The organism is Bacillus cihuensis, from assembly GCF_000504145.1.
GTDB classification, from domain to species: Bacteria; Bacillota; Bacilli; order Bacillales; family DSM-1321; genus Peribacillus; species Peribacillus huizhouensis.
Window position 1 is genome coordinate 95228 of sequence record NZ_AYSD01000017.1, and the last position, 25874, is coordinate 121101.

The 25874-nt window shown below is 38.3% G+C and carries 21 protein-coding genes and 1 pseudogene; 3 read left to right on the plus strand and 19 right to left on the minus strand.

Features of this window, described 5'->3' with window-relative positions; all coding sequences use genetic code 11:
• Window positions 1-29: 29 nt before the first annotated feature.
• The 8 genes and pseudogenes from V179_RS0104055 to V179_RS0104090 form a co-directional block, all read right to left on the minus strand.
• Entirely contained in the window at window positions 30-443 is a 414-nt protein-coding gene (locus V179_RS0104055) for a hypothetical protein (protein ID WP_028390387.1), read from the minus strand.
• Window positions 444-495: 52 nt separating this feature from the next.
• Complete coding sequence (gene hxlA, locus V179_RS0104060; RefSeq protein WP_028390388.1) at window positions 496-1137, minus strand: 3-hexulose-6-phosphate synthase; 642 nt, start codon at window positions 1135-1137, stop codon at window positions 496-498.
• A 236-nt stretch (window positions 1138-1373) separates the two neighbouring features.
• Window positions 1374-1736: a winged helix-turn-helix transcriptional regulator gene (locus tag V179_RS0104065; protein ID WP_028390389.1), complete on the minus strand. Its 363-nt coding sequence runs from the start codon at window positions 1734-1736 to the stop codon at window positions 1374-1376.
• Window positions 1737-2164: 428 nt separating this feature from the next.
• Complete coding sequence (locus V179_RS0104070; RefSeq protein WP_028390387.1) at window positions 2165-2578, minus strand: hypothetical protein; 414 nt, start codon at window positions 2576-2578, stop codon at window positions 2165-2167.
• Window positions 2579-2682: 104 nt separating this feature from the next.
• Window positions 2683-3432, minus strand: coding sequence for an IclR family transcriptional regulator (locus tag V179_RS0104075; protein ID WP_028390390.1), 750 nt, complete (start codon window positions 3430-3432; stop codon window positions 2683-2685).
• A gap of 132 nt (window positions 3433-3564) precedes the next feature.
• Entirely contained in the window at window positions 3565-4122 is a 558-nt protein-coding gene (hxlB, locus tag V179_RS0104080) for a 6-phospho-3-hexuloisomerase (RefSeq protein ID WP_028390391.1), read from the minus strand.
• 2 nt (window positions 4123-4124) lie between these two features.
• A pseudogene (gene hxlA, locus V179_RS27025) lies at window positions 4125-4766 on the minus strand (3-hexulose-6-phosphate synthase).
• A 204-nt stretch (window positions 4767-4970) separates the two neighbouring features.
• Window positions 4971-5333 (minus strand): winged helix-turn-helix transcriptional regulator, encoded by a 363-nt coding sequence (locus V179_RS0104090; protein WP_028390392.1) that lies wholly within the window; start codon window positions 5331-5333, stop codon window positions 4971-4973.
• A gap of 653 nt (window positions 5334-5986) precedes the next feature.
• Here V179_RS0104090 and yppF point away from each other — a divergent pair.
• Window positions 5987-6187: a YppF family protein gene (yppF, locus tag V179_RS0104095; protein WP_028390393.1), complete on the plus strand. Its 201-nt coding sequence runs from the start codon at window positions 5987-5989 to the stop codon at window positions 6185-6187.
• A gap of 287 nt (window positions 6188-6474) precedes the next feature.
• Here yppF and V179_RS0104100 read toward each other — a convergent pair whose 3' ends face one another.
• The 8 genes from V179_RS0104100 to V179_RS0104135 all read right to left on the minus strand — a co-directional run bounded on the left by V179_RS0104100 (window position 6475) and on the right by V179_RS0104135 (window position 17157).
• A complete protein-coding gene (locus tag V179_RS0104100; RefSeq protein ID WP_028390394.1) occupies window positions 6475-7884 on the minus strand; it encodes a purine-cytosine permease family protein in 1410 nt (469 codons plus the stop codon).
• Between the two features lie 54 nt (window positions 7885-7938).
• Window positions 7939-8172 carry a hypothetical protein gene (locus V179_RS0104105; RefSeq protein ID WP_028390395.1) on the minus strand — a complete coding sequence of 78 codons (234 nt, stop codon included), beginning with the start codon at window positions 8170-8172 and terminating at the stop codon, window positions 7939-7941.
• A gap of 474 nt (window positions 8173-8646) precedes the next feature.
• On the minus strand, window positions 8647-10608 hold the full coding sequence (locus V179_RS0104110; RefSeq protein WP_028390396.1) for a primary-amine oxidase: 1962 nt from the start codon (window positions 10606-10608) through the stop codon (window positions 8647-8649).
• A 254-nt stretch (window positions 10609-10862) separates the two neighbouring features.
• Entirely contained in the window at window positions 10863-11432 is a 570-nt protein-coding gene (locus tag V179_RS0104115; RefSeq protein ID WP_028390397.1) for a DeoR family transcriptional regulator, read from the minus strand.
• Between the two features lie 278 nt (window positions 11433-11710).
• Entirely contained in the window at window positions 11711-12490 is a 780-nt protein-coding gene (locus V179_RS0104120; protein WP_028390398.1) for a creatininase, read from the minus strand.
• A gap of 129 nt (window positions 12491-12619) precedes the next feature.
• Entirely contained in the window at window positions 12620-14035 is a 1416-nt protein-coding gene (locus V179_RS27030) for an amino acid permease (RefSeq protein ID WP_051404833.1), read from the minus strand.
• Between the two features lie 369 nt (window positions 14036-14404).
• Window positions 14405-15643 (minus strand): M24 family metallopeptidase, encoded by a 1239-nt coding sequence (locus V179_RS0104130; RefSeq protein WP_235178952.1) that lies wholly within the window; start codon window positions 15641-15643, stop codon window positions 14405-14407.
• Window positions 15644-15855: 212 nt separating this feature from the next.
• Window positions 15856-17157, minus strand: a complete 1302-nt coding sequence (locus V179_RS0104135) for an MFS transporter (RefSeq protein WP_028390400.1) — start codon at window positions 17155-17157, stop codon at window positions 15856-15858.
• A gap of 494 nt (window positions 17158-17651) precedes the next feature.
• Here V179_RS0104135 and V179_RS0104140 point away from each other — a divergent pair, with 494 nt between their 5' ends.
• On the plus strand, window positions 17652-19349 hold the full coding sequence (locus V179_RS0104140; protein WP_028390401.1) for a PucR family transcriptional regulator: 1698 nt from the start codon (window positions 17652-17654) through the stop codon (window positions 19347-19349).
• A gap of 202 nt (window positions 19350-19551) precedes the next feature.
• Here the strand turns inward: V179_RS0104140 and fabF are convergent, their stop codons facing one another.
• A complete protein-coding gene (gene fabF / locus V179_RS0104145) occupies window positions 19552-20787 on the minus strand; it encodes a beta-ketoacyl-ACP synthase II (RefSeq protein WP_028390402.1) in 1236 nt (411 codons plus the stop codon).
• Window positions 20788-20898: 111 nt separating this feature from the next.
• Here fabF and V179_RS0104150 point away from each other — a divergent pair, with 111 nt between their 5' ends.
• On the plus strand, window positions 20899-21741 hold the full coding sequence (locus V179_RS0104150; protein ID WP_028390403.1) for a helix-turn-helix transcriptional regulator: 843 nt from the start codon (window positions 20899-20901) through the stop codon (window positions 21739-21741).
• 86 nt (window positions 21742-21827) lie between these two features.
• On the opposite strand, the gene V179_RS0104155 is transcribed toward V179_RS0104150, so the two are convergent.
• The gene (locus V179_RS0104155; RefSeq protein WP_051404834.1) at window positions 21828-23627 is read right to left on the minus strand and encodes a hydantoinase B/oxoprolinase family protein; all 1800 of its coding nucleotides are present in this window, start codon (window positions 23625-23627) and stop codon (window positions 21828-21830) included.
• A 6-nt stretch (window positions 23628-23633) separates the two neighbouring features.
• Window positions 23634-25775: a hydantoinase/oxoprolinase family protein gene (locus V179_RS0104160; protein ID WP_028390405.1), complete on the minus strand. Its 2142-nt coding sequence runs from the start codon at window positions 25773-25775 to the stop codon at window positions 23634-23636.
• Window positions 25776-25874 lie beyond the last annotated feature (99 nt).

Sequence of the window (25874 nt, forward strand, 5' to 3'; positions counted from 1 at the left end):
TTTTCAGCTACTTTAGGATGTGATAATCCTTATTTCATAAATGCAGCATCAGCAGCAGCATGTTTCGTGTAGATCGCTTCTCCATCACTTTCACCATCAAAAATAACTGGAACATTAGGTGTGAATAGAACAACATCGCCTGCTTCAGCTATATATTTGTTTCCTTGCTTGTCACGCAAGACAAATTTACCTTTTGTAATCACTTTATATTCTAAAAATTCATATACGAATTCAAATTCATCTCCTGGTTGCATAGAGAAGAACCCGATTGTAAGTGGATTTGCTGTTGCTGTAACAGGAACATCGATGATTTGGCTGTTCAATTCTGGCTTACCTAAAAGTCCATCCAATTCAATTTTGTCAAAAGTACCTGGTTTAAAAATTTGGATCCCTGGTTTTTGGCTCAAATAGCTATAGTTTTTTGCTTCTGTTGATTGGCTCATTATTAACACTCCTATTAGTTTTTTATTTTGATTTTTGTTAAATTTATTAGATTTAAACAGTAACTGCTTCTTTAATTAAACGTTGCATTTCTTGAGCAACTGCTTTTTTATCTGCTGCACCTGTAATTCCGCCACCTACGATTACTAGATCTGGTTGAGCTTGAATTACTTCAGGAAGCGTTTCCAATTTAATCCCGCCTGCAACAGCTGTTTTAGCGTTTTTCACGACGTTTTTAATTGCTCTTAATTGTTCAAAAGGAGTTTCTCCTGCAGCTTGTAAATCGTATCCAGTATGTACACAGATATAATCAACGCCTAGAGCGTCTACTTCTTTCGCACGTTGTTCAAGATCTTTTACGTTGATCATGTCAATAAGAATTTCAGAGCCATGTTTCTTTGCTTCTTCAACAGCCCCTTTAATTGTTGCATCATCTGTTACTCCTAAGATCGTAACAATGCCTGCGCCTGCTTCTGAAGCTTTTAATACTTCATAACCACCTGCATCCATAACTTTAAGGTCTGCAAGAACAGTTAAATTAGGGAATGCTTCTTTCATTTCTTTTACAGCACGAAGCCCTTCGTTAATCACGACAGGTGTACCGATTTCGACAACATCTACGTACGCTTCTACTTCTTTAACGACTTCAATACCTTCTGGAATATTGACAAGATCAAGTGCTAATTGTAACTTCATGAATAGGACACTCCTTATAAAAGTAGTTAATAATAGTACTAAATCTATTATATGTCTTAATTTTCTGAAAACAAAGTACGCACTTTTTTATCATATTGTGTCATAAAATATACTATTGGGATTAATAAATCATTTTCTTCCTAGTATTCTGTCTATATTACCTGAATAAAAGCTGATTTTGTTACTTGTCTATCATGATTTTTAGCGTATATTGTCATAAAAAACGGTCTGCTTCTTTATAGTTCATTTGTTTTTTCTAGTGTATGATTTAACACGCTTTCCGTATAATCTTTCCCCCACACATACATAGATTCGAGAATCGGGATTAAAGTATGCCCCCGTTCCGTAAGTGAATATTCAACTTTTGGTGGGACGACAGGATAAACTTTACGACTGACAATGAGATCTTCTTCCAATTCCCGAAGCTGACTAACAAGCATTCTCTGAGTGATGGCAGGTATGAGAGATTTCAACTCTCCAAATCTCTTAGTCCCATCTTTCCCTAAATGCCACATAATCAGCATCTTCCATTTCCCGCCGATAATAGAAAGTGTTAATTCTTTTTCACAATTAAACGTCTTTTCTCGAGTATGGCTCATTCATTATCCCCGCCTCTGTCATGATAGAAGTCATCATGAAAGTATGATTTCTTACACTATATAACAAAATACTGCGTTTTTACAAACTAATTTTCTGATAATATAATATTTTCTAAAAATATTACTTTTATTTATTGAATGAATGCTTGGATATCAAACCTTCTTGTTATGTAAATGTAATATATCTTTAGAAGAGAGATTGCAAGAGTCAGTATTGTCTTTTTAGCAAGAAGGGAGAGTCGTCTAAAACCAAAAACATGAAAAGTGGAATTGTCAGAAAATCAAATGGTTGGGTTGTTATGCCTATATTGAATAACAAAATTAAGCAACTTCCGCCCGTATGAACTGGACGAAAGCTGCCTAAACACGCTCTTTTATTTACGGTCTTCAAATAAAGTCTGATCCTGTTGTTTGACAGTCAACTATTCTTATTTCATAAATGCAGCATCAGCAGCAGCATGTTTCGTGTAGATCGCTTCTCCATCACTTTCACCATCAAAAATAACTGGAACATTAGGTGTGAATAGAACAACATCGCCTGCTTCAGCTATATATTTGTTTCCTTGCTTGTCACGCAAGACAAATTTACCTTTTGTAATCACTTTATATTCTAAAAATTCATATACGAATTCAAATTCATCTCCTGGTTGCATAGAGAAGAACCCGATTGTAAGTGGATTTGCCGTTGCTGTAACAGGGACATCGATGATTTGGCTGTTCAATTCTGGCTTACCTAAAAGTCCATCCAATTCAATTTTGTCAAAAGTACCTGGTTTAAAAATTTGGATCCCTGGTTTTTGGCTCAAATAGCTATAGTTTTTTGCTTCTGTTGATTGGCTCATTAGTAACACTCCTTATCCACTCGTTTATTGTTTACTCAATCGAACTCTATTTCATAGAAAGATACTTATTCATTTAATTATGTAGAAAGAAAGTGAAGAAACAGTTAACTGGATTTTAACCATCCCAATTCTTCAGAAATGACACCTGCTGCCTTCTTCACTTCACTCATCATATATTTAAATCGTTGATCCTTAATATTTGTTTCGGTAAAAACAGTGCTGATGGAAGCTACTACTTTTCCCTCCCAAGAAAAAATAGGTGCCGCTATAGTAACCGTTCCCTTAGTCATTTCTCCAAAAGAGTTAGCAATCTTCCATTTCGTAATACTTTTTAATTCGCTTTCCAATGTGTGTACATCACTTATTTCACCCTGCTCAACAAGCTTTTGTATAATCTGCTGTTTCATATCAGAACTTAAATGAGACAAAATGGCTTGATTTGATGCACCAACACATAATGGTGTTCTCGTTCCAATCTCTCTCTCTTTTGAAAGCAAATTCTTATGAAGACAGTCAACAATTACTCCCTCAGTACCTTCTGGAACGGTTAAATAAACGGATTCTCCGGTATTTTTCATCAGCTTTTCCATAGTCGGAAGTGCGCTATTTCGAATGGCTAAATTATCCCGTATCGAGAACCCTAATTGCATCAATGTAAAACCTAAACGGAACTTTTTGGTTTCATGATTTTGAAAGACAAAACCGTATTCAGCAAGACTTGAAAGTAATCGATGCACCGTTTGAATAGGAATATCAAGTTGGCGGCTTACTTCAGTCGCACTCCACTCCTCTTGATCCTCAGTCGGCACGATGGTGGTGAGCAATGCAACAGACTTCCGAATAACCTCCGACATACATTTTCTCCTTGATTGAGATATTAATAAGTTGCTGTCTTTATAAAAGAGTACTTCCAAAATGAATCATATAAAGTGTAACTTTTTCTTACGATTTAATGGAAGGGATCACGAACAACATATGACTCGCTACTATTCTAAATTCGCGTGACGCCCGTACATTTTATCGGAATCCATGCCTTTTTTCTCCATGAAGCGAAGAATAATAGAATCATAGAACAATAGAAGGCTTTGTTCGAACAAAGAGCCCATTGGTTGAATGGATTTATTCCCCGTATCGACGCCAGACTTCGCTTGAGCAGGGATCTCAATGACGATATCTGCTAAATCACCAATTGTGGAGTTCGGAAATATCGTCACAGCTGCTACGGTCGCACCGATGCTTTTGGCTTTCTCTGCCATAGCAACAAGGCTTTTCGTTTCACCAGATCCGGAGCCGATGATAAAGATATCGCCTTCTTCCAAGTTAGGTGTCACCGTTTCACCGACAATATATGGATCTAACCCCATATGCATCATCCGCATGACAAAACATCTAGCCATAAATCCTGATCTTCCAGCTCCTGCCACAAACACTTTCTTTGCGTTCAAAATGCCATTTACGAGTTGTTCAGCATCTTCATCACGAACGAGCGCTGCTGTTCGTTGAAGCTCTTGCAAAACGAGTTCAGTATATTGAGTTGTTTGCATAATTAAACAGTCACCGCCTCTTTAATTAAACGTTGCATTTCTTGAGCAACTGCTTTTTTATCTGCTGCACCTGTAATTCCGCCACCTACGATTACTAGATCTGGTTGAGCTTGAATTACTTCAGGAAGCGTTTCCAATTTAATCCCGCCTGCAACAGCTGTTTTAGCGTTTTTCACGACGTTTTTAATTGCTCTTAATTGTTCAAAAGGAGTTTCTCCTGCAGCTTGTAAATCGTATCCAGTATGTACACAGATATAATCAACGCCTAGAGCGTCTACTTCTTTCGCACGTTGTTCAAGATCTTTTACGTTGATCATGTCAATAAGAATTTCAGAGCCATGTTTCTTTGCTTCTTCAACAGCCCCTTTAATTGTTGCATCATCTGTTACTCCTAAGATCGTAACAATGCCTGCGCCTGCTTCTGAAGCTTTTAATACTTGTTAACCACCTGCATCCATAACTTTAAGGTCTGCAAGAACAGTTAAATTAGGGAATGCTTCTTTCATTTCTTTTACAGCACGAAGCCCTTCGTTAATCACGACAGGTGTACCGATTTCTACTACATCGACAAATGCTTCTACTTCTCTTACAACTTCAATACCTTCTGGAATATTAACTAGATCTAGTGCTAATTGTAATTTCATGAATGGGTCACTCCTTATAAAGTTTGTTTATTATTTGATAGGTGCTGAATCAATTATATGTTCCCATTTTCAGAAAACAAAGTACGCACTTTAATAACATATGGTATTAAAAATATACTAACTGAATTAATTAGCTAGAATCCTCGATCCGTATGACTGATAGAGATCCTGACCATGATTTATTATTTTTAGAACGCTTTCATTTTAGTTTTCAGTTGTTCTTTCTAGCGTATGATTTAAAACAAATTCCGTGTAATCTTTTCCCCATACATACATGGATTCGAGAATCGGGATTAGAGTATGGCCTCGTTCCGTTAGCGAATATTCTACTTTTGGTGGTACGACAGGATAAACTTTACGACTGACAATGAGATCTTCTTCCAGTTCACGAAGCTGACTGACAAGCATTCTTTGAGTGATGGCAGGTATGAGAGATTTTAATTCTCCGAATCTTTTTGTCCCTTCTTTCCCTAGATGCCACATAATCAGCATCTTCCATTTTCCCCCGATAATAGAAAGTGTTAATTCTTTTTCACAATTAAACCTCTTTCCACGAATTTGACTCATTGGTTATCCCTCCTCTATTATCACTATCATACACCATAAAAGTATGAATTCTTATACTATATACAATGACTTACAATTAACTCCCCCTCTTTAGCGTCCTTATGGTTGTTTGAAATTAGGGATTCTTAAGAATACCAATCTATCGATCAGTTATGGATTAGGTGATCCCCGTAGTCACTATGGTTAGAAGTCTTATCGCTTCTTTACTAAAATTTTGTCCTGTCATACATTACTATCTTGATCAGCTAGAGGGAGAGTCTCAAACTTTATTCAATTGTTTTTCAAAACCTTTCAACAAATTGTCTTGTTTTGTATTCTCTACCGTATAATCTTCATAGGTGAAACCAAAAAAGTACGCTTTAGAACCAATTATGTACGATGTAACCTCTTTAACCCCTTATGTATCAAAGGTTTTATTTAGTGAAAAACAATAAGCGATTTAATACAATAAAAAAACAGATGGCTTGATTAATAAATATTCATTTTTAACTTCTTCATGATCAAACCAAATATGTGCGTGATAAGTCAGCAAAAATACTGTAAAAAAGTGTCGTAAGTTTGAATTTTCTAAAAAAATAACTCCAATACATAGATGTGTTACACTTTATGTAAACGCATACATTTAAAAATTTAATTGAAATGAGTGGATTACTATGTTAGTAGAAGATTTAATACATCGCTTTCAACTAGCAAAAAAACAACCCCCATTACATGTCAATGAATTACTAGATTTTATTCAAAAAAGTTATATTTATGGAGAATTTTCTATTGTTGAATACAAAAAACATTTTTTTGAATTGAACAAACTTGGAGCAGAAAAGCCAATGTCGTTGTTTGAAAAAATAAGATCTTAACATCTATCGATTTTGAAAATGTAAATTGAATTTTACCAGGAATATGCATTATTACGTGGCTTAAGCTACTCTTTCCAATGTACTTAAGTAACTAAACCCATATACAAGCTACTAGATAGGAGATCATAGAATTAGGGACTCCTATGTCAGCATTCAGAATGAAATAACCATCACACATTTAAAGAAGGGCGGCCATAACGGTCGCCCTTCATACTGCTTCCTTATTAGCATAGCCTTCCGTTATTCCTTGCATGGGCTAATAAATAGCATGCTTAAAATAAACAAACTTAGCTACTCTTTCGTATCGCAATATCAAGTTGACTAACTTTATTTGCCTTCGATCGGAAAATGTATTTAGACGCAATGTAATAACAACCGCCTGCAACAAAGTACGTTGGAATACCCGCAGTCATGTAAATAAAGATTCCACTTGGCTGATCCAGTAATGGATTATACACACTCCAATAAAAGATTGTGCCAACGGTTACACTTAATACGGCTGATGGATTTATCCCATACCAATATTTATAAATTCCATTTGTATCATATAAATCTCGTACGGAAATATTTTGTTTTTTGACCAAGAAGAAGTCTACTACGACAATTCCACCTATTACCGACATAATGTATGCAATAATGACAATGAAAACATTCCACGAATTATAAAAGGCAGGAGTAAGCACTAACAAGATAACGGGCACATTCATTGCTAAAGCCATTCCCCATTTTTGTTTAGGAAATATCGTTTTAAAACTGATTGCCTGAGCGTACATGAAGAAAATCGCTGCCGTAACATTGCCTAAAATTAAAAGCCCTAATCCCATTATAGCAAGCCAAGCACTGCCCATTTGTGTCATCCAATCAGTTGGATTGATCGACCCTGTAACAAGCGTCATAAAAACGGCTAAAATAGCAGCAACGCATAAACCGATTCCATAGCTTAGAAACCCACCATTAAATGCACCCTTTTCATCTTTAGCTAGACGGCTATATTGACCCAAATAAGGGAGCCAGGAAAAACCAAGCCCTACATTTAATTCAATTGCTGTCGCTAACGATCTCCCAACAGAGTCATACGGTTCGATAGGCTGAAGGGCGAATACCTTATCTAAATTTTGTCCAAATAAAACGACTCCTAGCAATATTAAAACCAAAACAAACATGGCCGGCGCTCCGACCCAGTTAAAATATTTAATCATAATTGGACCTTTGGATGTGACGAATAGACAAAGAAGTATTAAAACAACTGAGAAAAAAGGTGCTCCAAAACTACTTGTTGTCAATAGATTGCTAACATGAAACATGCTTAATATGGTTACAATTGCTTCACCTGACATAAACATCGTAAACGCCGTATATCCTAATGTCGTTACGGCAAACAAGCCCCAAAACAATTTAGACCCTAGATACCCTAAAGAACTCCTAAAGCCAATAATGGTGTCAATTCCGTATCGTGCAAAGTAAATAGCAATAGGAATAATTAACATCATCGGAATCGCATTTCCAAATAAGATGGCGCCAATGGAATCTTTAGCATCCAATAAGGCGCCTGTAGCTCCACCAGTAAGCAGGCTAAAGCATGATAACCCTGTCCCGAGTTGGATGAGAAGTAGACTCCAAAATCCTAGTACTCGATCCCCTTTTCTCGCTGGTAAAAATCCAAATGCAACGTCTTTTGATATACTATTATCACTCATATACAAATCCCCCCTTTTAAAGAAAGCGCTTTCCAATTCCAATTACGAGGCTATTCAATTCAAATTCATAATTAAATACACTAAAAATACACTAATAATTTCTACTAAAAACAAGGATAAAGAAGTATCTTTCCACGTCATTCTTTTCACTTCATAGTCCTTACTTTCAATTTCAGCAAGCCTGACGTCCAAATCCGCGTACAATTGATCCACAAATAACTGTTCCGAAGACGAATACATAGTTTCTTCAAAAACTTCAGCTTTCAACATAGCTCCTTGTTCTCTCATAATTTCACCTCATATAGTTATTGTTAAACTTTTGTAAGACATGTTCTCTTGGCAAGTTAACAAAAGAAGAAGCATTGACATCTCGAATCATTATGTGAACCCGCCACTTTTAACAGAATTTTTCATCAGGAATGATGTTCTTGGTGATTTGGTTGAATGAATTTATCGATCGTTTAGGCTAAAGTGATTATTAAAATAGCTGAAATCACGACTGTAATGATTTATGGCAATCAAATTCAATAGTTGATTGAATTTTCGGAAAATTCAGATAATTTATCCAGTGATTAAACTGCGCCTCTTCCATAATACCATTACAACCGTCATACCAGTTATATCCTCTATTTCGCTTCGAAACGACCTGATCTTCATAAAATCCTAAAAGAGGGTGTTATATTTCGAAATTGTTCATTCTCTAAATAAGAAGGTGAAAAGGGAATTGTAATCAATTCCCTTTTCACGCGACTTTTTTATTTCTTAATGGCAGCTTTTGCCTTCAGTATTAGAGCAGCTCTTGCTTTCATCCTTAGTTGCACGTGGAAGATCAAGCGCTGGGTTCCCATCAAAGAATCCATGAGGCTTCAATTTGAATCCGATATGGTGAACTGGCATTACTGGCCAATCTTCAGGGCGAACAATATGGTGAACAGCCATGTTATACCAAACAACGATATCCTCATTGTCAATTGAGCGGTTCGCTTTCACATAATGCTCTAAGCTATCGCTTCCACCTTTATTTTGGTTTGGATATTTTCCGGAAGCATATATTTGATCACTGTCAAATTGTGTAACATGCAAGTGATTTTTAATGAAGCCTGCACGTTTCATAATACTTGACTCTTCGTGTAAGAATGGAGAAGCGTTTTCACCAGGTATTAGTTCGTATGCAACAGGCTGACCAATAAAGTTCTTAGAGTTTGGATTAATAATTTTCCATCCTCTAGCTGTTTCAAGGTTCATTTTACGCTGTGCTTCCAATTCTGTTTTAAATGTTGTTGTTTCATGATAGAAACCATTTAAATGTGGATTGTTTTCATCAGGACGTGTCGCAACTGTATTTGTTTCTTGAACAGAGTTCTTTTGACCATCAATATGCGTATCAATACGGTAGTTAAAGATATGTTGGTGAACTGGCGCAAAGACTTGCGGCGCAACTTCTGCTCCATATCTTGTTTTCACGCCTTCTTCTAGTGCACCAACATTCAGAATTCCTGTTAGCTTCGCTTCATGTTCAATTCTTCCATCTGTATAGAAGTACCAGAAGAATCCATAATCGTAGTTTGCAACAGTTGTGAAGAATGAGATTACAAGACGGCGTGAACGGCGTACTTCTACATCTTCTGTTCTCCAATCTGTATGCTTCCATGCGATTCCAGCATCTTCTTCGTGAAGACAAACTGCATTAGGAATTCGATGAACGCCACCTTGGCTATCAGCCATTACAGCATCAAAATAGTGAATGTTACCGACACAGTCACAGCCTAGCTCTAAAGAGTTTGCCAATTGACCGATTCCGTATTCACCAGCATCAAACGCACATTGCCAGTTATGAGCAGGATTCGTATCCCCATAAGGAACAACCATTTCTGATAAAGCTGCACGATATAGAACTGGTCTTTTCTTTCCTTTATCCTCATAATCTACTGTATAAAGAACAAGTCCTTCACGAGCTGTGTATCCAATACGGATATCCCATTTTTGCCATTTGATATTATGTCCTTCAACTGTAAAGCTAGGACCTTCTGGCTGAACGATTTCTAACGGTTTTAGATCTGTACGTACATTGATTTCATCATTTAGTTCAGGTTTATAAAGTGCGTTTTTAGGCGCAATTGGTTGTACACCATGATCTTCAATTCTTACAATTTCCATTTTGTTCATATCAACAACTGGAAGTAAACCTGTAAGTGGATGCGCATATGCATTATCTTCAGGATATTCTTTAACAAAACATAGAGCACGTAAAAGTCTTCTTCCTTCATCTTCTTCGATTCCAAAGTATCCAACAGACCAAGGATCAACCATAACTAAATCTGGATCTTCAATACCGCGCTTTTTAAGAGCTACATGGAAGTCAGGATGACTCTTTACTAGTGCTTCTAGTTCAGAATATTCTTCAAGAAGGAATGATGGCTGAACACCTGGAACATGTTTAAAAGAAATCACTTCTTCATTTGTAAGAGATATAACAGCCTCATGTGTAGTGCTATCTGTTCTATTAATTATAATAGCAAAAGCTTCCCTGTTAATTGGATCTCCCTCTTTAAAGTTTAAAACAACATCTTTTGGAGGTTCGTGTAATCCAATTTGTTCAAATCGGGCATTCTCATTTAAGTTCTTTTGCGCTTTTAAAATTGCAGCAGCTTTTGTAATTTCTTCACCTGTTAGTGGTTCTAGAGGGTGGGCAACCTTTTTTAACACCTGTTCTTGAGTTTCCATGCAATATCCTCCGTTTCATCTAGTTATATAATAATTATAAAAAACTACTAAATTTACAATTCCTTCTAATCCAATTCATCTTCAACTCTAGGCTAAAGCAACCGGTTTAAGAAGAAACGATTGATATAACTAAATAATAACGGAGTCATTGGTTCATTAATTGTAAAAAACGGAACTTTTACACTTTTCAACAAATTATACTGAGTCATTAGTCATTATTTTGATAGGGAAGATTTGGTACTTCTAACTATTAATTAAAGATGATGACAACTTTCCCCATCCATGACCTTATTAACGATGTCAATTGCTTCTTGAAATTGATATAGATCGCCACCAAATCCTACTTGAAATTGCTTGGCTTGTTTCATAGACTCAAAAATAAGCACTTGTGGTTGGCAGTGATTCAGTTGGATGTCTGCATTAAACAGAAAAGTTGCAATCTTAGCACTTATCGTTGTTTCTTTTAAAAAGTCATAACAAATAATTTGAGAAACCTTTTTTTCTATATCTTGATATCGTAGTAGCGCACAGTGCGCACAACAGGTATGCTCGACTCGATTATTTACTTTGACGAGTTGCACGGATAATCTCGTATTTGAATGCTTATTGCAATACGAACAATTTTTCGTGGTCACATCATTTTCTGATGTTGACATCACTCCATTAGATGTTTTGATTACCTTCTTCTCTTCAATTAGCTGTTTCAAGTCACGGTAGACAGTCATGATCGACACATTTAACCTTTTACTAATTTCAGAAATTCGTAAAGTCTCTTCTTCTTCTAACCATGTTAAGATTTGTTGCTTTCGTTCTAATGGCAACATATTATTCCTCCGTTCATTTTCAATAATTCATGATCTTCGTTTTATAATATCTTCAAACCCTAGTTTGAATGGCATAGAATTTAGGCTTTTTGTTCATTCCTATATTATCTAATTGTCTGGATTCGTCATTGTAAAAAACGGAAAAAAATGTTGAACTATAACAAGCAAGAGGGAACTGCATTACAAATACAGCCTCTCTGATTTATCCCTTATCTCTTTCATTTAAATAAAAAGAGGCCTCCTAAGGAAAGCCTCGTCATACCAAATAGTATCGTTTATTAATCTGTAATTTTCACTTTAGCAAAAAGCTCATTTTCTAAGACAGAAACAATGTTATCTGTAGAGTTTTCGACAATTAGGCGCCCTTTTTCAGCCGTACTAGATCTTGCTGTATGCAGGCTACCTGATTGTGGAATCAATGTTTTAGATGGTGGAAATTGTTGAAAAGTAGGTGGGATATCAATCCCTTCATCTGTAATAGCATCTTCACGAACAAGCTCTGGATAACAGTACATCATCATCGAAGTTTCCGCAATTGCGGCATGTTCTAAAGCCCATCCCGGGAATTCTACTTCATCAAAAACTAAAGGCAAAATGTTTTCTGATAAATTATCCCACCAATTTACAAGTAAAATTTTTGGAAATTCTTCTGTTTGATTTCGCGTAATTAAATCTGCCGCTTCAGCAAGAAACGCTTCGTTTTCATAATGACAGCTCACCAACACTATTTTTTGCCATCCGTCATGTAAAAACTCCTCCAATAAATCATAGACTAAGGAAACGACGGTAGCTCCTTTCAAATCAATCGTACCTGGGAATATAGGTCCACCACCGCTAGCAGGTAGGGACTTATAACCATACGATACAGTAGGGGCAACGACAGCATTTATTTTTTCCGCAATCGCTAAACTATAACTCTCAGCTAGCATAGAATCGACACCTAGTGGTAAATGCGGGCCATGTTGTTCTGTCGATCCAATCGGTAAAATTAAGATATTATCTTTGATTTTAGATTGATATTCCTGCCATGTCATATTTGTTATCAAATGCTTATTCATGTCTAACTCGCCTCCAAATTTATCATCGATTACATGTTACACCTAAATAGCAATTCCAATAAATTCACTGATACTTCTAGTAATAGCTGTTGGAGGGGGAAAGCTTTTTATTCCCCTCCACTTAATAGATTATTCCACTTTAACATCTACTTCAGATAACTCTCCATTCACGAGAGCATTTTTAGCTGCTCTCTTCTTAGCAATGTTCGATTTAATCACATATAGAAGTAGAACCACAACTACACTCAATAGACTTAGCATTAACTGTGAACGAGTCGAAGCACTAAATGCCATACTCACAATAATTGTAGCCATTGCAATGATAGAAACGATAGTCAAATATGGATAGGCCCACATACGCAGTTTCAGACGTTCTGGCATTTCACGTTCTATTTTTTTGCGTAGTATCAATTGAGAAATAGCAATGAGTAGGTAAACAAAAAGAGCAATAACTCCAGAAGAGTTTAGCAAGAATTGAAACACTGTTTCCGGTGATACGAAAGCCATGATCACGGAAATGAAACCAAAGATTGTACAAGTCAAGATCGCCTTTAATGGTACTCCTCTCTTCGACACATTCAGCATCCACTTTGGAGCATCTCCTTTATCACCTAAAGCAAACAACATTCGAGATGCTGTGTAAATGCCTGAATTTAAACAAGAGAGTACAGCTGTAACCACAACTAAATTCATGATTTTATCAGCATAAGGTATACCAATAACTTGGAGGGCACTTACGTACGGGTTTGTAAGCGCTTCAGAGTTATTCCATGGAACGATCGTAACAATTAAAAATACAGAGCCTACATAGAATGTCATGATTCGAACAATAACAGAGTTTACCGCTTTTACTACTGCTTTTTCAGATTCAGCCGACTCTGACGCCGCAATTGTGACGATCTCTGAACCAACGAAGGAAAAAATAATCGTGGCGACAGCGATAAATACTGCAGCTGAACCAAGTGGTGCGAATCCACCGTGTGCCGTCAAGTTAGAAAAGTCCATTGTTGTACCCGGTAGAAATCCTAAAACATACGCTCCTCCAAGAGCTAAGAACAAAAGAATCGCAACAATTTTAATCAATGAAAACCAATATTCAAATTCACCGAACGCTTTAACCGAAAATATATTCGTTATGGTTAGTGCAATAAGCAATAATAGATTTAAAAGCCAAAGTGACATATCAGGAAGGATCCAACTTTTCAATATTGCAGCACCAGCAATTGCTTCAACAGCAATAACGATTACCCAGAAGTACCAATACAACCAGCCTACCGTAAAACCAGCCCAATTTCCCATTGCCTCTCGTGCATAATCTGAAAACGAACCTAATGAAGGCTTTGCAACAACCATTTCCCCTAGCATTCTCATAACTAGTATAACTAGAATCCCAGCCATTAATGCTGTAAAGACCGCTGCCGGTCCGGTAATCTGGATAATAGCCCCACTTCCCACAAACAAACCAGCGCCTATCGATCCACCAAATGCGATCATCATCAAGTGTCGTATCTTCAGACTTTTCTGCAGCTTTACCTCTTCATTCATATTAGAAAGCTCCTTTTTATAGAGATTATTTATCACACAAATGTAAATGAATTTATCGTGAGTGTAATCCGCTAAGCGTATCTAAGTAGAATTTATTATTCAGGATCATCATTTCCCATAATAGCTGAGAACTCTTCAATTAAATCGTGCACTTATGAGATTAAAAGCATTTCTTTTTCCTATCATGCTATATACACAGATTCATTAACTATTAAAAATGAAATGAATCTATCTATTTCCGCTTCAACGATAAGTAAGTCTTACTTAAAAATGAAATAACTTTTGTTATGATCAGCTCCCAACTTTAGTAACCTTCAGTTAGAAGCTAATCCATTACATTTGATGTAAGGCAATATATGATTGATCGAATTATTTTTTGATAATGTTATGCTCTGGTCCAAATGGAAAGCCCGTAATATTTTCTGCATCGTTTTCGCCAATCACAAGGATGTCATGCTCACGATATCCACCAGCACCTGGCTCTCCTTCTGGAATCATGATCATTGGTTCCATCGATACAACCATGCCTGGCTCAAGCACTGTTTCGATATCTTCACGAAGCTCTAAGCCTGCTTCACGACCATAATAGTGGCTTAGTACACCGAATGAATGTCCGTATCCGAATGTACGATTCGCTAAAAGGTTGTGCTCACGGTAGATTTCGTTTAATTCTGCCGCAATATCCATACATCTAGCACCTGGTTTGATTAATTCAAGACCACGTCTGTGAACTTTACAGTTGATTTCCCATAGCTCAAGATGGCGATCCGATACCTCTTCTAAGAACAATGTACGCTCAAGCGCTGTATAGTAACCAGCAATCATTGGGAAACAATTCAAACTAAGGATATCGCCTTGTTGTAGTTTGCGAGAAGTCGCCCAGTTATGTGCACCATCCGTGTTAATGCCAGATTGGAACCAAACCCATGTATCTCTTAGCTCTGCATGTGGGTATGTGCGTGCAATTTCGCGCACCATTGCTTCTGTCCCATGAAGGGCTACTTCGTATTCTGGTACGCCTTCACGAATCGCTTCTACAACGGCAGCTCCACCGATATCGGCAATACGAGCTCCATTTGTAATCAAATCGATTTCCTCTGCTGATTTAAACATCCGTTGTCTCATCACATCTTGGGAAACGTCCACAAGCTCTGCTTCTGGTAGTGCATCTTGTACTTGACGACGTAAGCTTAAGTTCAAATGATCGTCTTCAATCCCTACGCGTCCGCCTTTGAATCCTGCTTCTGATAACACTTTTTTCACAGCATATAGGAAGTTATCTCTTCTCCAGTCTGTGTAAACGATGTTTTCATCAAAGCTGCGTCTCCACGGCATTCCCGCATCAATATTCGCACTTACTGTCACATGCTTGTCCTGTGTTACAACCAGTGCATAGTTACGGTTGAATGAAGTAAATAAGAAATCACTGTAATAGTTAATATTATGGTAAGAAGTAAATACAACCGCATCAATTCCGGATTTAGCCATATATTGGCGCAAATTCGTATTACGACGAGTCATTTCCTCTTTTGAAAAAGTAGGTTTTACTTTTTTGCCGCCATTTTGTAAAATCTTTGTTCTTTCAAGATCTGTGATTTGTTGTACCACGTTTATCACCTTTCCTTTTCCATAATTTTATTTAGCATTACTCTTACTCTTTCAATTGCCAATCAGTAAAATGACCAGTGTGCGCTCACTGTAATACGTAGGATCACGTGTGCTCAGGAGATAAGTGCGGCACTCTTCAAAACAATGAATACCTAGTATGTTCTGCATCGTGCACCAACTCTCTCATTTTTAACTAGTAATTATTTTTCCTGCTACATGGATTTGTTCACAGTCTCTTTCGTTCGTAATAATGCGATGAAGGCGATGAAAGCAGCCGCCATCAAGTAGAAAGCAGGAGCAAATGTGTTTCCTGTTTGAATAATCAAGAATGTTGCAACGAATGGTGCTGTTCCACCGAAAATAGCGTTCCCCATATTGAAAGACAATCCAAAGCAAGTGTACCTTACAGAAGTTGGGAACATCTCCGATAAGAAAGTTGCGAGCACGCCATCGTTTCCTGCTAATATGGCACCCAGTAATATTTGTGCCAATATGGCGTACATCCCACCTTGGGAAAGAAGTAAAAATGCTGGAATAGTAAATAGCATAAACAGTACACTAGCACCAATAAGTACCGGCTTCCTGCCGACCCGATCAGCGAGTGTACCCACGAATGGGAGAAGGATTACATAAGTTGTTAATGAGACAATCGTTGTAAGAATCGCTTTCATATTGTCAAAGCCTAACTCATTAACAAGATAAGTTGGCATGTAGCTGAGAATGATATAGAAGCCGACTGCATTTAGGCAGATGACTCCAAATGCAACGAGAAGCTGCTTCCGATTCTCACGGACACTCTTGAAAATGGGCTCTTGTTTTTCCCCGTGCTCCTTCTCCGTAAAAACAGGCGTATCTTCAAGTTTCATACGGATATAGAGAGCAATTAAGCCTAGTGGTCCTGATATAAGAAAGGGAATGCGCCAACCCCAGCTATGTAAGGCATCTTGCGACAAATTGTACTGAAGAAGGAGCGCAGTCAAAGCTCCAAGTAATAATCCAGCAGCCGTACTTGCTGGCACCATACTGACAAGAAGTCCCCTTTTGGAGTTCGGTGCGTATTCTGCAATAAATAAGGATGCTCCAGCATACTCACCGGAAGCAGAAAATCCTTGGACGATACGACATAATAGAAGTAACAGTGGTGCTGCAATACCTATCGTGGCATAGCTAGGTATGAGGCCGATTGTGAACGTCGCAAGCGACATCATAATGATTGTAAGAATCAAGATACGCTTTCGCCCAAGTTTGTCCCCATAATGCCCCCAAACTAGACCTCCTACTGGCCTTGCTATGAAGGATACAGCAAACACTCCGAACGTTCCGAGCAATGCTGCCTTCTCGTTACCAGGAGCAAAGAAGACTGTAGCGATAATCGTGGCCAAATACCCATATGAAGCATAATCAAACCATTCGATCAAATTTCCAATCGCCGCCCCAAAAACGGCTTGTTTCACACCAGTGGCTTGTGCTTTCTCACTTTCTATGTTTTTTTCTACCTGTTGTTGTATAGACATTTCTTTACCTCCATGACTTTCGGAATCAACTCATTTTATGGAAAATTGTTAACTTTCAGAAAATTAAGGTTAAAAAAATCTTTTATTTCAGCTTCCAAAGGCAGGGTTACTACAATAGGTCAAAATAAATTAAGATAATAACGTTGGTATGTATTAAATATTTAATCTCGTAAATCTCTCAGACACATTCTTAACATCATCTGTACAAATAGCTTTAAGGCTAGATCAGAATAAATCTAACTTCTGAGCACCTCCATTCCTAATTATAAAACCTTCTATCTATGCTTGATACTATTCAACACTTGATTCCAAAATCAAAATCAGAAACAGAAGGGACTGTTAAATTTTAGAATATTCTGTATAGAATTAATGTAAGCGCTGTCTTATAATGAGAATGATATCATTCTATTAATTCTCAATACAATTGGATATTGTGCTTAAATTCACTTATTTTTTTTCATTTTTTGTATGTTTTGCACAAAGGAGGAAATTTAATGATCACAGTAAAAGAAGCAATACTTCTAACAGGGAAGAATAATGTAACAGTTCGTGCAGGAAAAAGAGGTTTGTATCGCAAAATCCGTTGGGCACACGTTATTGACCATGATGACATGAGGCACTTCCTTGAAGGAGGAGAGCTACTTATGACGTGTGGACAAGTATGGCCTCAAGATCAAGCATCAGAAGCTAGACTTCTTAAAGGCTTTTTACGGCACCAAATTTCCGGAATTTTGTTTGCAACCGGCCGTTATTTAGATGAATGTCCCCCTTCCGTTGTGGAATTTGGTGAAAAGTATGCAATCCCGATTTTAGAAGTACCCTTTCACGTGCAATTCATTAAAATTACCCAATCGATTCACCAAGAAATTATGAGACGAGAATTTAGAAAAAAAGAATTGGCTGCACAACTTCCTTCAGAATTGGTCGGAGAATTACGCATTGCAAATAATGGTATGGATGTTTGTCGCATCCTCTCCCAGCACTTTAATTGTCCTACTATCATTACCGACACTACGAACAAAGTTTTGAATAAAGTCATTCCAACAGGTGGAAAACGTATAAATCTTCCCAATGTATTGGATCATTTATCCAAAATATTACATGAACTCTTGGATCATAATTTGCCTGAAAATGAAGCGATTCTAAGAGAGAGCCATCCTCTAAGAATCCCTACTAACACTTTACCAGAGGCAATGGCTATGCCACTTCAAATTGAAGGGAATTATTCGGGAACGCTTTGGCTTCTCTTCCATGATCAGCAGGCGGAAGAAACGCATAAGCATGTCCTTGAGTATGCAGCAACTGTTCTTTTAGATATCCACCTAAATCAACAGGTTGTAGGGGTTACGAGTAGGCAATTTAAAGTAGAATTAATGGAATTACTATTTGAAAGTCCTAAAACAGCCTCTATATTAATGGAAGATAGAGTGCGCAAGCTTGGATTGGATCCGAACGAGAATTGGATGGCAGGTTTTGTCCTTCCTGGAAAAAAGGAAATACCTCTTAGCTTATCCATAGAGATGGATTTTTTGAGTAATGAATGTACAATGTGGATTAACCAAACAGAAGGGATTGATGGATTCTGTGAGGTATATGAAGGTCGATTAACATTATTGATTTCCTCTAGTCTTGAATATTCGGTCATCAAATCCCATTTAAGAGATTTATACAGTCATGTACAAAGGATTTATAAGCAAATCATTCCAGTTCTTGTGTTTGGTGAAATGAAGGAAGATTGGCTCTCTATAGTTGAAAGCTATCAGGAGGCAAAATCTTTGACTCCACTTGTTCAGTTTTCAGATCCAGCAGGTGGAGCCTATTTTGCTGATGAATCACGGAAAGAGTTGCTCCTTTATGGAGATATGGATCAAGCTAAAGCTCAAGCATTTCGTCATTTAATTTTACCAGATGAACTTCTTTCTGAACGAGGTTTGGTGCTTTATGAAACGCTAAAATGTCTCGCTGCTCATAACTATAATCGGGAAATGGTAGCGAAAACGCTACATATTCATCGAAATACATTAAGATATCGAATTGAGCGGATTGAACAGCATTTAGGAAATAGTCTTTCATCTTCAAACTGTCAATTTTGGATCCAAATAGCTCTTACTCTTGAATCGCTTGCGAATCAAAGCCAAGTGCCTACTTTCAAAACAGAAATCGATGAAAATAAACCACACTCTATCATGTAAATATCCTCCCCAGAAGACAAAATACACATTGTGAGGATATCGGATAAAAGTGATTATCATATTTGTTACTCTAGTAACAAATCCGAAAAAGCAAAGATTGTCCCAAAACAAACACTAACTCTATGCTGTTCATTTTGCCCTATATTATAGATGTTGATATTAGATTTTAGCCCAGCCGTTTTGGGACAACCTTTTGCATCATTTAATTATATTTTTTCAATACAATCGCAGAATTATGACCACCAAAGCCAAATGAATTAGATAGGCCGATATTTAACACAGCTCGCCGTGCTCCTTCTGAGACATAATCTAGATCACATTCCAGATCGGCAGTCCTTAAATTGATCGTTGGTGGTACAAGCCCTTCTGTTAGACTTTTCACTAGAGCGATCGCTTCAACCGCACCAGCAGCTCCGAGCATATGACCGAGCATCGATTTGTTAGCCGTAATAGGCACTTGATAAGCATCATCTCCAAATAATTTCTTAATTGCCAATGTTTCAGAAATATCGCCTACATTCGTACTCGTTGCATGAGCACTTATCACGTCGACTTCATTGGCAGCTATATTAGCCTGATTCAAGGCACGTTTCATAGCTGAATAAGCACCTCTTCCTTCAGGATGTGAAGCTACCATATGATAAGCATCGGAACCAGCACCATAGCCAATTACTTCCCCATAAATCGGAGCATCACGTTGTAAGGCATGATCGAGTGATTCTAACACGAGGATCCCTGCTCCTTCACTCATCACAAATCCATCACGATTCACATCAAATGGTCTACTTGCTAAAGTAGGCTCATCATTTCTTGTAGATAAAGCAGTCGCATTACCAAAACTCGCCAAAGATAATCTCGTAACGGCAGCTTCTGATCCACCTGCAAATATCACATCCGCCTCATTATTTCGAATCACATTGAATGCTTCCCCAATAGATGTATTCCCAATCGAACATGCAGTGACAGGTGACATCGAAGGACCATAGGCACCAAAGCGAATACTGATTTGAGCAGCGGCCGCATTGGATATCATCATCGGAACTAAGCTAGGGCTTACTCTTTTCGGCCCTCGTTCATTGAGCACATTCACATTCTCAATAAATGTTTGCATGCCGCCAATTCCCGAACCAATATATACACCAAACCGTTCTCGATCTAGTTCATCCAGTTTTAGTTGTGATTGGTTTAGAGCTTGTTCAGCTGCAGCTAGGGCAAATTGACAAAAGCGATCCATATGTCGTACTTCTTTACGCCCCCATCTTCCTTCAGCATCAAAATCCCGAATGCTACCAGCTATTTTCGTTTTTAAATCAGATACATCAAACGTATCAATAAAAGAAATTCCTGACTTCCCTTTCAATAAATGGTCCCAAAACGTATCAAGATCATTCCCTAATGGTGAAATAACACCCATTCCAGTAATTACTACTCGCTTCATGTAATCTCCTCCTCATATCGTCTTTCTTCTAATTTTATCGACTATTTATCCTATTACAATTTGTTGTTTATCCTGGTATAATTTACACTACATTAAAAAAGGAGCAGGAAAATGAATTCGGAGACGAGGCTTCAAGCACTATCAGAGTTTTTAAAAACGCGGCGCTCCAAAATCCATCCACATATGGTTGGATTGCCGATTGGTAAAAGAAGAAGAACACCTGGCCTACGAAGGGAAGAGGTGGCTCAGTTAGCTTCTGTAAGTACAACGTGGTATACGTGGTTGGAACAAGGAAGAGACATTAAAGTGTCGACTTCCGTATTAGAGGCTATTTCCAATGCCCTGCAATTAAAGCCTGATGAAAAAAAATATTTATTCGCTTTAGCTTTGGAAGAAGGGATCAATCACGAGCTCTCACTGGAAGATGAAACCTTAATCAGCCCTTCATTAAATAAAATTTTACAGGAGCTCAAGTACTGCCCTACGATTATTTCAGACAGACATTGCCATATCATTGGCTGGAATCAAGCAGCAGCACACGTCTTTTTAGATTTTGATACGATTCCATTGGAAGAGAGAAATTTGATTCGATTATTATTTGCAAGAAAAGAATTTAAGAGTTTGGCAGTGAATTGGGAGCATTTTGCACAAGGTTTTCTTGCCATTTTTCGGACTTATTATGGACAATATTTTGCTGACAATTGGTATTCACAGTTCATTGAAGAAATGGAACAACGCTTTCCAGAGTTTCAAAAACTATGGAATCGAGGTGAAGTGAGCTCGGCTCCAGAAGTTTTAATTGAATTTCGTCATGCCAAAGCCGGTAAAATGGTATTTAGCCTCACGTCTTTACAAGTGCAAGGAGATATTGACTTAAGATGCAGTGTCTATACACCGGTTGATCGCACTAGCACAGAAGAAAAGTTAAAACGCTTAATTGAAAATAATTTATAAAAAACTAGATTCGTTGTTTAAATAGGAAAAGCAGCCAAAATGTCCTTTGACAGACAATTGGCTGCTTGCTTATCTTTTTAACGATCTTATTGAGTATAGACTGGCAAATCGCCTCTCGTGCTTCTCATTTCTTCTCGTCTTATCTCTGTCGCTCTAATATCAAGCTCCATATTAGTGATGACAACCCCATAATCTCTATAGGCTGTTTCAACCGAGACAATCTCATCTAATATATCTTCAAACACTTGCTCTGCAGGTCGTTCAAGTGGATCACCGTATCCTCCAGAAGATGGAACTAAGATTTGCACCGATTCACCAGCTTGGAAGCGATATCCGTTAAGTTTAGACGGAAGTTCCTCAGGTGTACGATCTGGGTTTTTAATGAGGTTGGCGCTCGTGCCAGGAAGTCCACCATCATACCCCCATGGTCGTACAGTATGTTTGTCCCCTTCCATCGTCATAAAGCCATCTGTTAAGAAGCGGTTCCACCGTACAATTCCTAGGCCACCTCGCCACTTTCCAGCTCCTCCTGTATCCTCTCGAATTTCATATTGTTCACATACGAGAGGAACATGCATGTCCAGATCTTCAATAGGGTTATTCATCGTATTCCATGAGCTAAAGTCTACCGCATCCATCCCATCTTTACCTGGTCGGCCACCATAAGACCCCTCATTGACTTCAATATACACCCAGTACTCATTATTTTCATCCAACCCAGCATACGAAGCAAATTGAATATTGGCAGAACTTCCTGCACATGTCTGATTCGGGATAATCGGTGCTAGTGCTTTTATAATTAAGTCTGCAACTGTATTTACTTGATTCGCTCGGCTAAATAGAGCCGCCGGTTTAATCGGATTAAAAATACTTCCCTTACGTGCTGTAATTTTAATCGGGCGAAACGCTCCTTCATTCGCTGGGACATCTTCTTCCGTCATAAATGTATCTAAAAAGATGGAACGTAAGACACTATGAACACTTACACAAAGGGCGCCGGAATATGCCACATTAAAGGCAGTGGAAACTTGATCACTAGATTTAGAAACATCTACTTCCAGTTCTTCTCCTTGTTTCGTCAGTTTCACATGTACTTTAAGAGGGATATCTAGATGACGTCCATCATTATCCAACCAAGATTCTGCCTCATAGACACCATCGGGAATTTTGGCGATTTCTTTTCGCATCATCCGCTCAGAATAATTCATTAACTCTTCACAAGCTAAAAGCACTGTGTCCTTCCCATACTTGTCCATCAGCTCAATGAAGCGTTTAACCCCTAATCGACAAGCTGCAACTTGTGCCTCTAAATCTCCAATAACTTCATTTGGTGTCCGAACATTCTGGCGAATAATTTCAATTAGGGTTTCATTCCGTACCCCTTTGTCATATAGTTTGACGCCATTTAAAATCAAGCCTTCAGCATACACATCCGGTACATCAACTATCAGCCCAGGCTGTGCCCCCCCCATATCTAAATGATGGGCAGTTGCACCGGCATATCCGACCAATTCTCCTTTATAGAATATTGGCTGACATAAAGCAACATCTGGAGAATGAGAAGCCCCTGCATAAGGATCATTATTCCAAATAATATCGTCTGGATGTTGATTATCCCCCAATTTTGCTTGGAAGCCTCGAATATACCCAGGTAAGCAACCTAATTGCATCGGTGTAGAATCCGCCTCAGCTAATGTATTACCAAAAACATCAAAAACTCCTGCTCCAAGATCCTCCGATTCGCGAATAAGCGATGAATAAGCCATCCGGTACATAACGTGGGCCATTTCTTTTGCGATCGTCTTTAATGCCCCACCGATTACTTGCAAGGTCACAGGATCAATTTTATTTTGAATAACAGTAGAGCTCATGTGATTAATAGTCATATCTATTTACCTCACCTTCGAGAAATGTTTTTCTACTGATTCTGCCGCGCCACCCTGTGTCACTTTTGAAGCGACAAATAATGTGCCATTTTCTGATACGGTCGCTTGCCAATGAGGGGGGATCGAAGTTGTCGAATCACGTTGGACAATGATTGCTGGCCCTTGAATTAAGTCATGTGCTAACAATTTACTTCGATCGTAACGAGGAGTTGGGAAACGTTTAATCTCTCCATTTACCTCATATACAGTTTCTCGCTCATACATAAATGCATCATCTGGATTGATTCGGTTTCCACTTTCTAATTTCGGTAAAGTTAATGAAGGGGTTTTTCCAGTTGCCACGATTCGCAATGTAATCAGTTCCACAACATTGTCCGGAAAATGATGACCATACTCTTCCTCATGTGATTCATCGAATCTTTGACGAATCGTCTCTATAGATTGATCAGTCAATATCCCTTCTGGAATGGCTGCACGTAATTCAAATCCTTGTCCAGCATAGCGGCACTCGGCGATTCGCTCGATTAAGATATCTTCAGGCTTAATGCCATCTTTAATCAGCTGATCATAAGCACGTCCTTCTAGTTCCTGTAGATCGGCGTTAATCGAATCAATTGATTCATCCGTTACATCGTTAAGACGACGTATATTCGATTTAATAAAGTCATACTTAATATCACCTACTAGGAGACCTGTTGCTGCACTAATACCTGGATAATTTGGAACAATAACAAGATTACACCCTATCGTTTCCGCCAAATCAACAGAATGAAGTGGTCCAGCACCACCTGCTGCAAATAAAGCAAACTCACGTGGATCGATTCCTTTACTTACAGATTTTGCACGGATGCTAAGCGCCATAAAGTTGTTAATAATCTTCAAGATACCAAGAGCCGCCTCTTCTGCAGACATGTTGAGCTTAGGACAAAGTTTCTCTTCAACCGCTTTAAAACTCAGTTCAGGATGTAATTGAAGATCTCCGCCTAAAAACTGTTCAGGATCGAGTCGTCCAAGAATCACATTGGCATCCGTCACACAAGGATTTTCTCCTCCTTGTCCATAACAAGCTGGTCCTGGGTGAGCCCCCGCACTTTTCGGTCCTACTCTAAATGCCCCGCCACCATCGATATAAGCGATGGAACCGCCACCAGCCCCAATCACTTCCACATCAATCATCGGAACAAGAACAGGATAACCATTCGCCTCGGCATCACGTGGATTGATAATTTTCGGCGTATTATTTGGAATAACAGAAATATCCGCTGACGTACCGCCAATATCAACACTAATTAAATTAGGAACACCTTCCATCTCTCCCCACCAAGCAGTAGCTAAAACAGCTCCCGATGGCCCAGACTTTAACAAAGTCACTGGCTTTTCTGTCACCATTTCACTAGTGGCCATTCCACCAGAAGATTGCATAATATGAAGATCCCCTTTAACTCCCGCTTCGTCTAACGCACTAGATAAGTGACTTAAGTATCGGCTGACGCGCGGCGCTACGTAGGCATTCATTGCTGCTGTACTAAATCTTTCATACTCTCGCATTTGAGGGGCAATTTCACTAGAGGTAAAACATTGCACTTCCGGCCACATTTCTTTGACGATTTCCTTTGCCCGTTGTTCGTGTTCATCATTTAAGAAAGAAAAGAGGAATGATACAACAATAATATCTACTTCAGATTTTTTGAGTCTTTCAACCGCTTGACGAACTTCCTCTTCATTCATCGGCACTTTAACTCGGCCGTCTGGAGCCTGAAGCTTCTCAGTAATCGGAATACGGTTTCTACGCAATACTAATGGGTTGGCTTGCCAAGGTAGGTCTTGTTGGATGGAGAAATTTTCTGTTTTCTTGTGTCGCGCAATGTGCAAGATATCTCGGTAATTCTTTGTCGTTAACATCCCAACGACAGCCCCATTACGTTCAATCGTAATATTCGTAGCTACTGTTGTGCCATGCAGCACATAATCAATATCTGTTACTGGAACATTCGCATTCTCACAAAGTTTTTGAATACCATTAATTACACCTATTGACTGATCCTCCAATGTACTTGGCACCTTGTGGACGTGAATTTGATTTGTTAATTCATCGACAATTATTAAATCAGTAAATGTACCTCCAACGTCAACGCCTATTCGAATCATGAGACCAGCTCCTTTTTTAGGTTACTCCATTATAATCGAAAACGCTTTCTTCTTGCCTATGAAACAATCTCTCAAATACAGTAAGCCGTTTACAAAAAT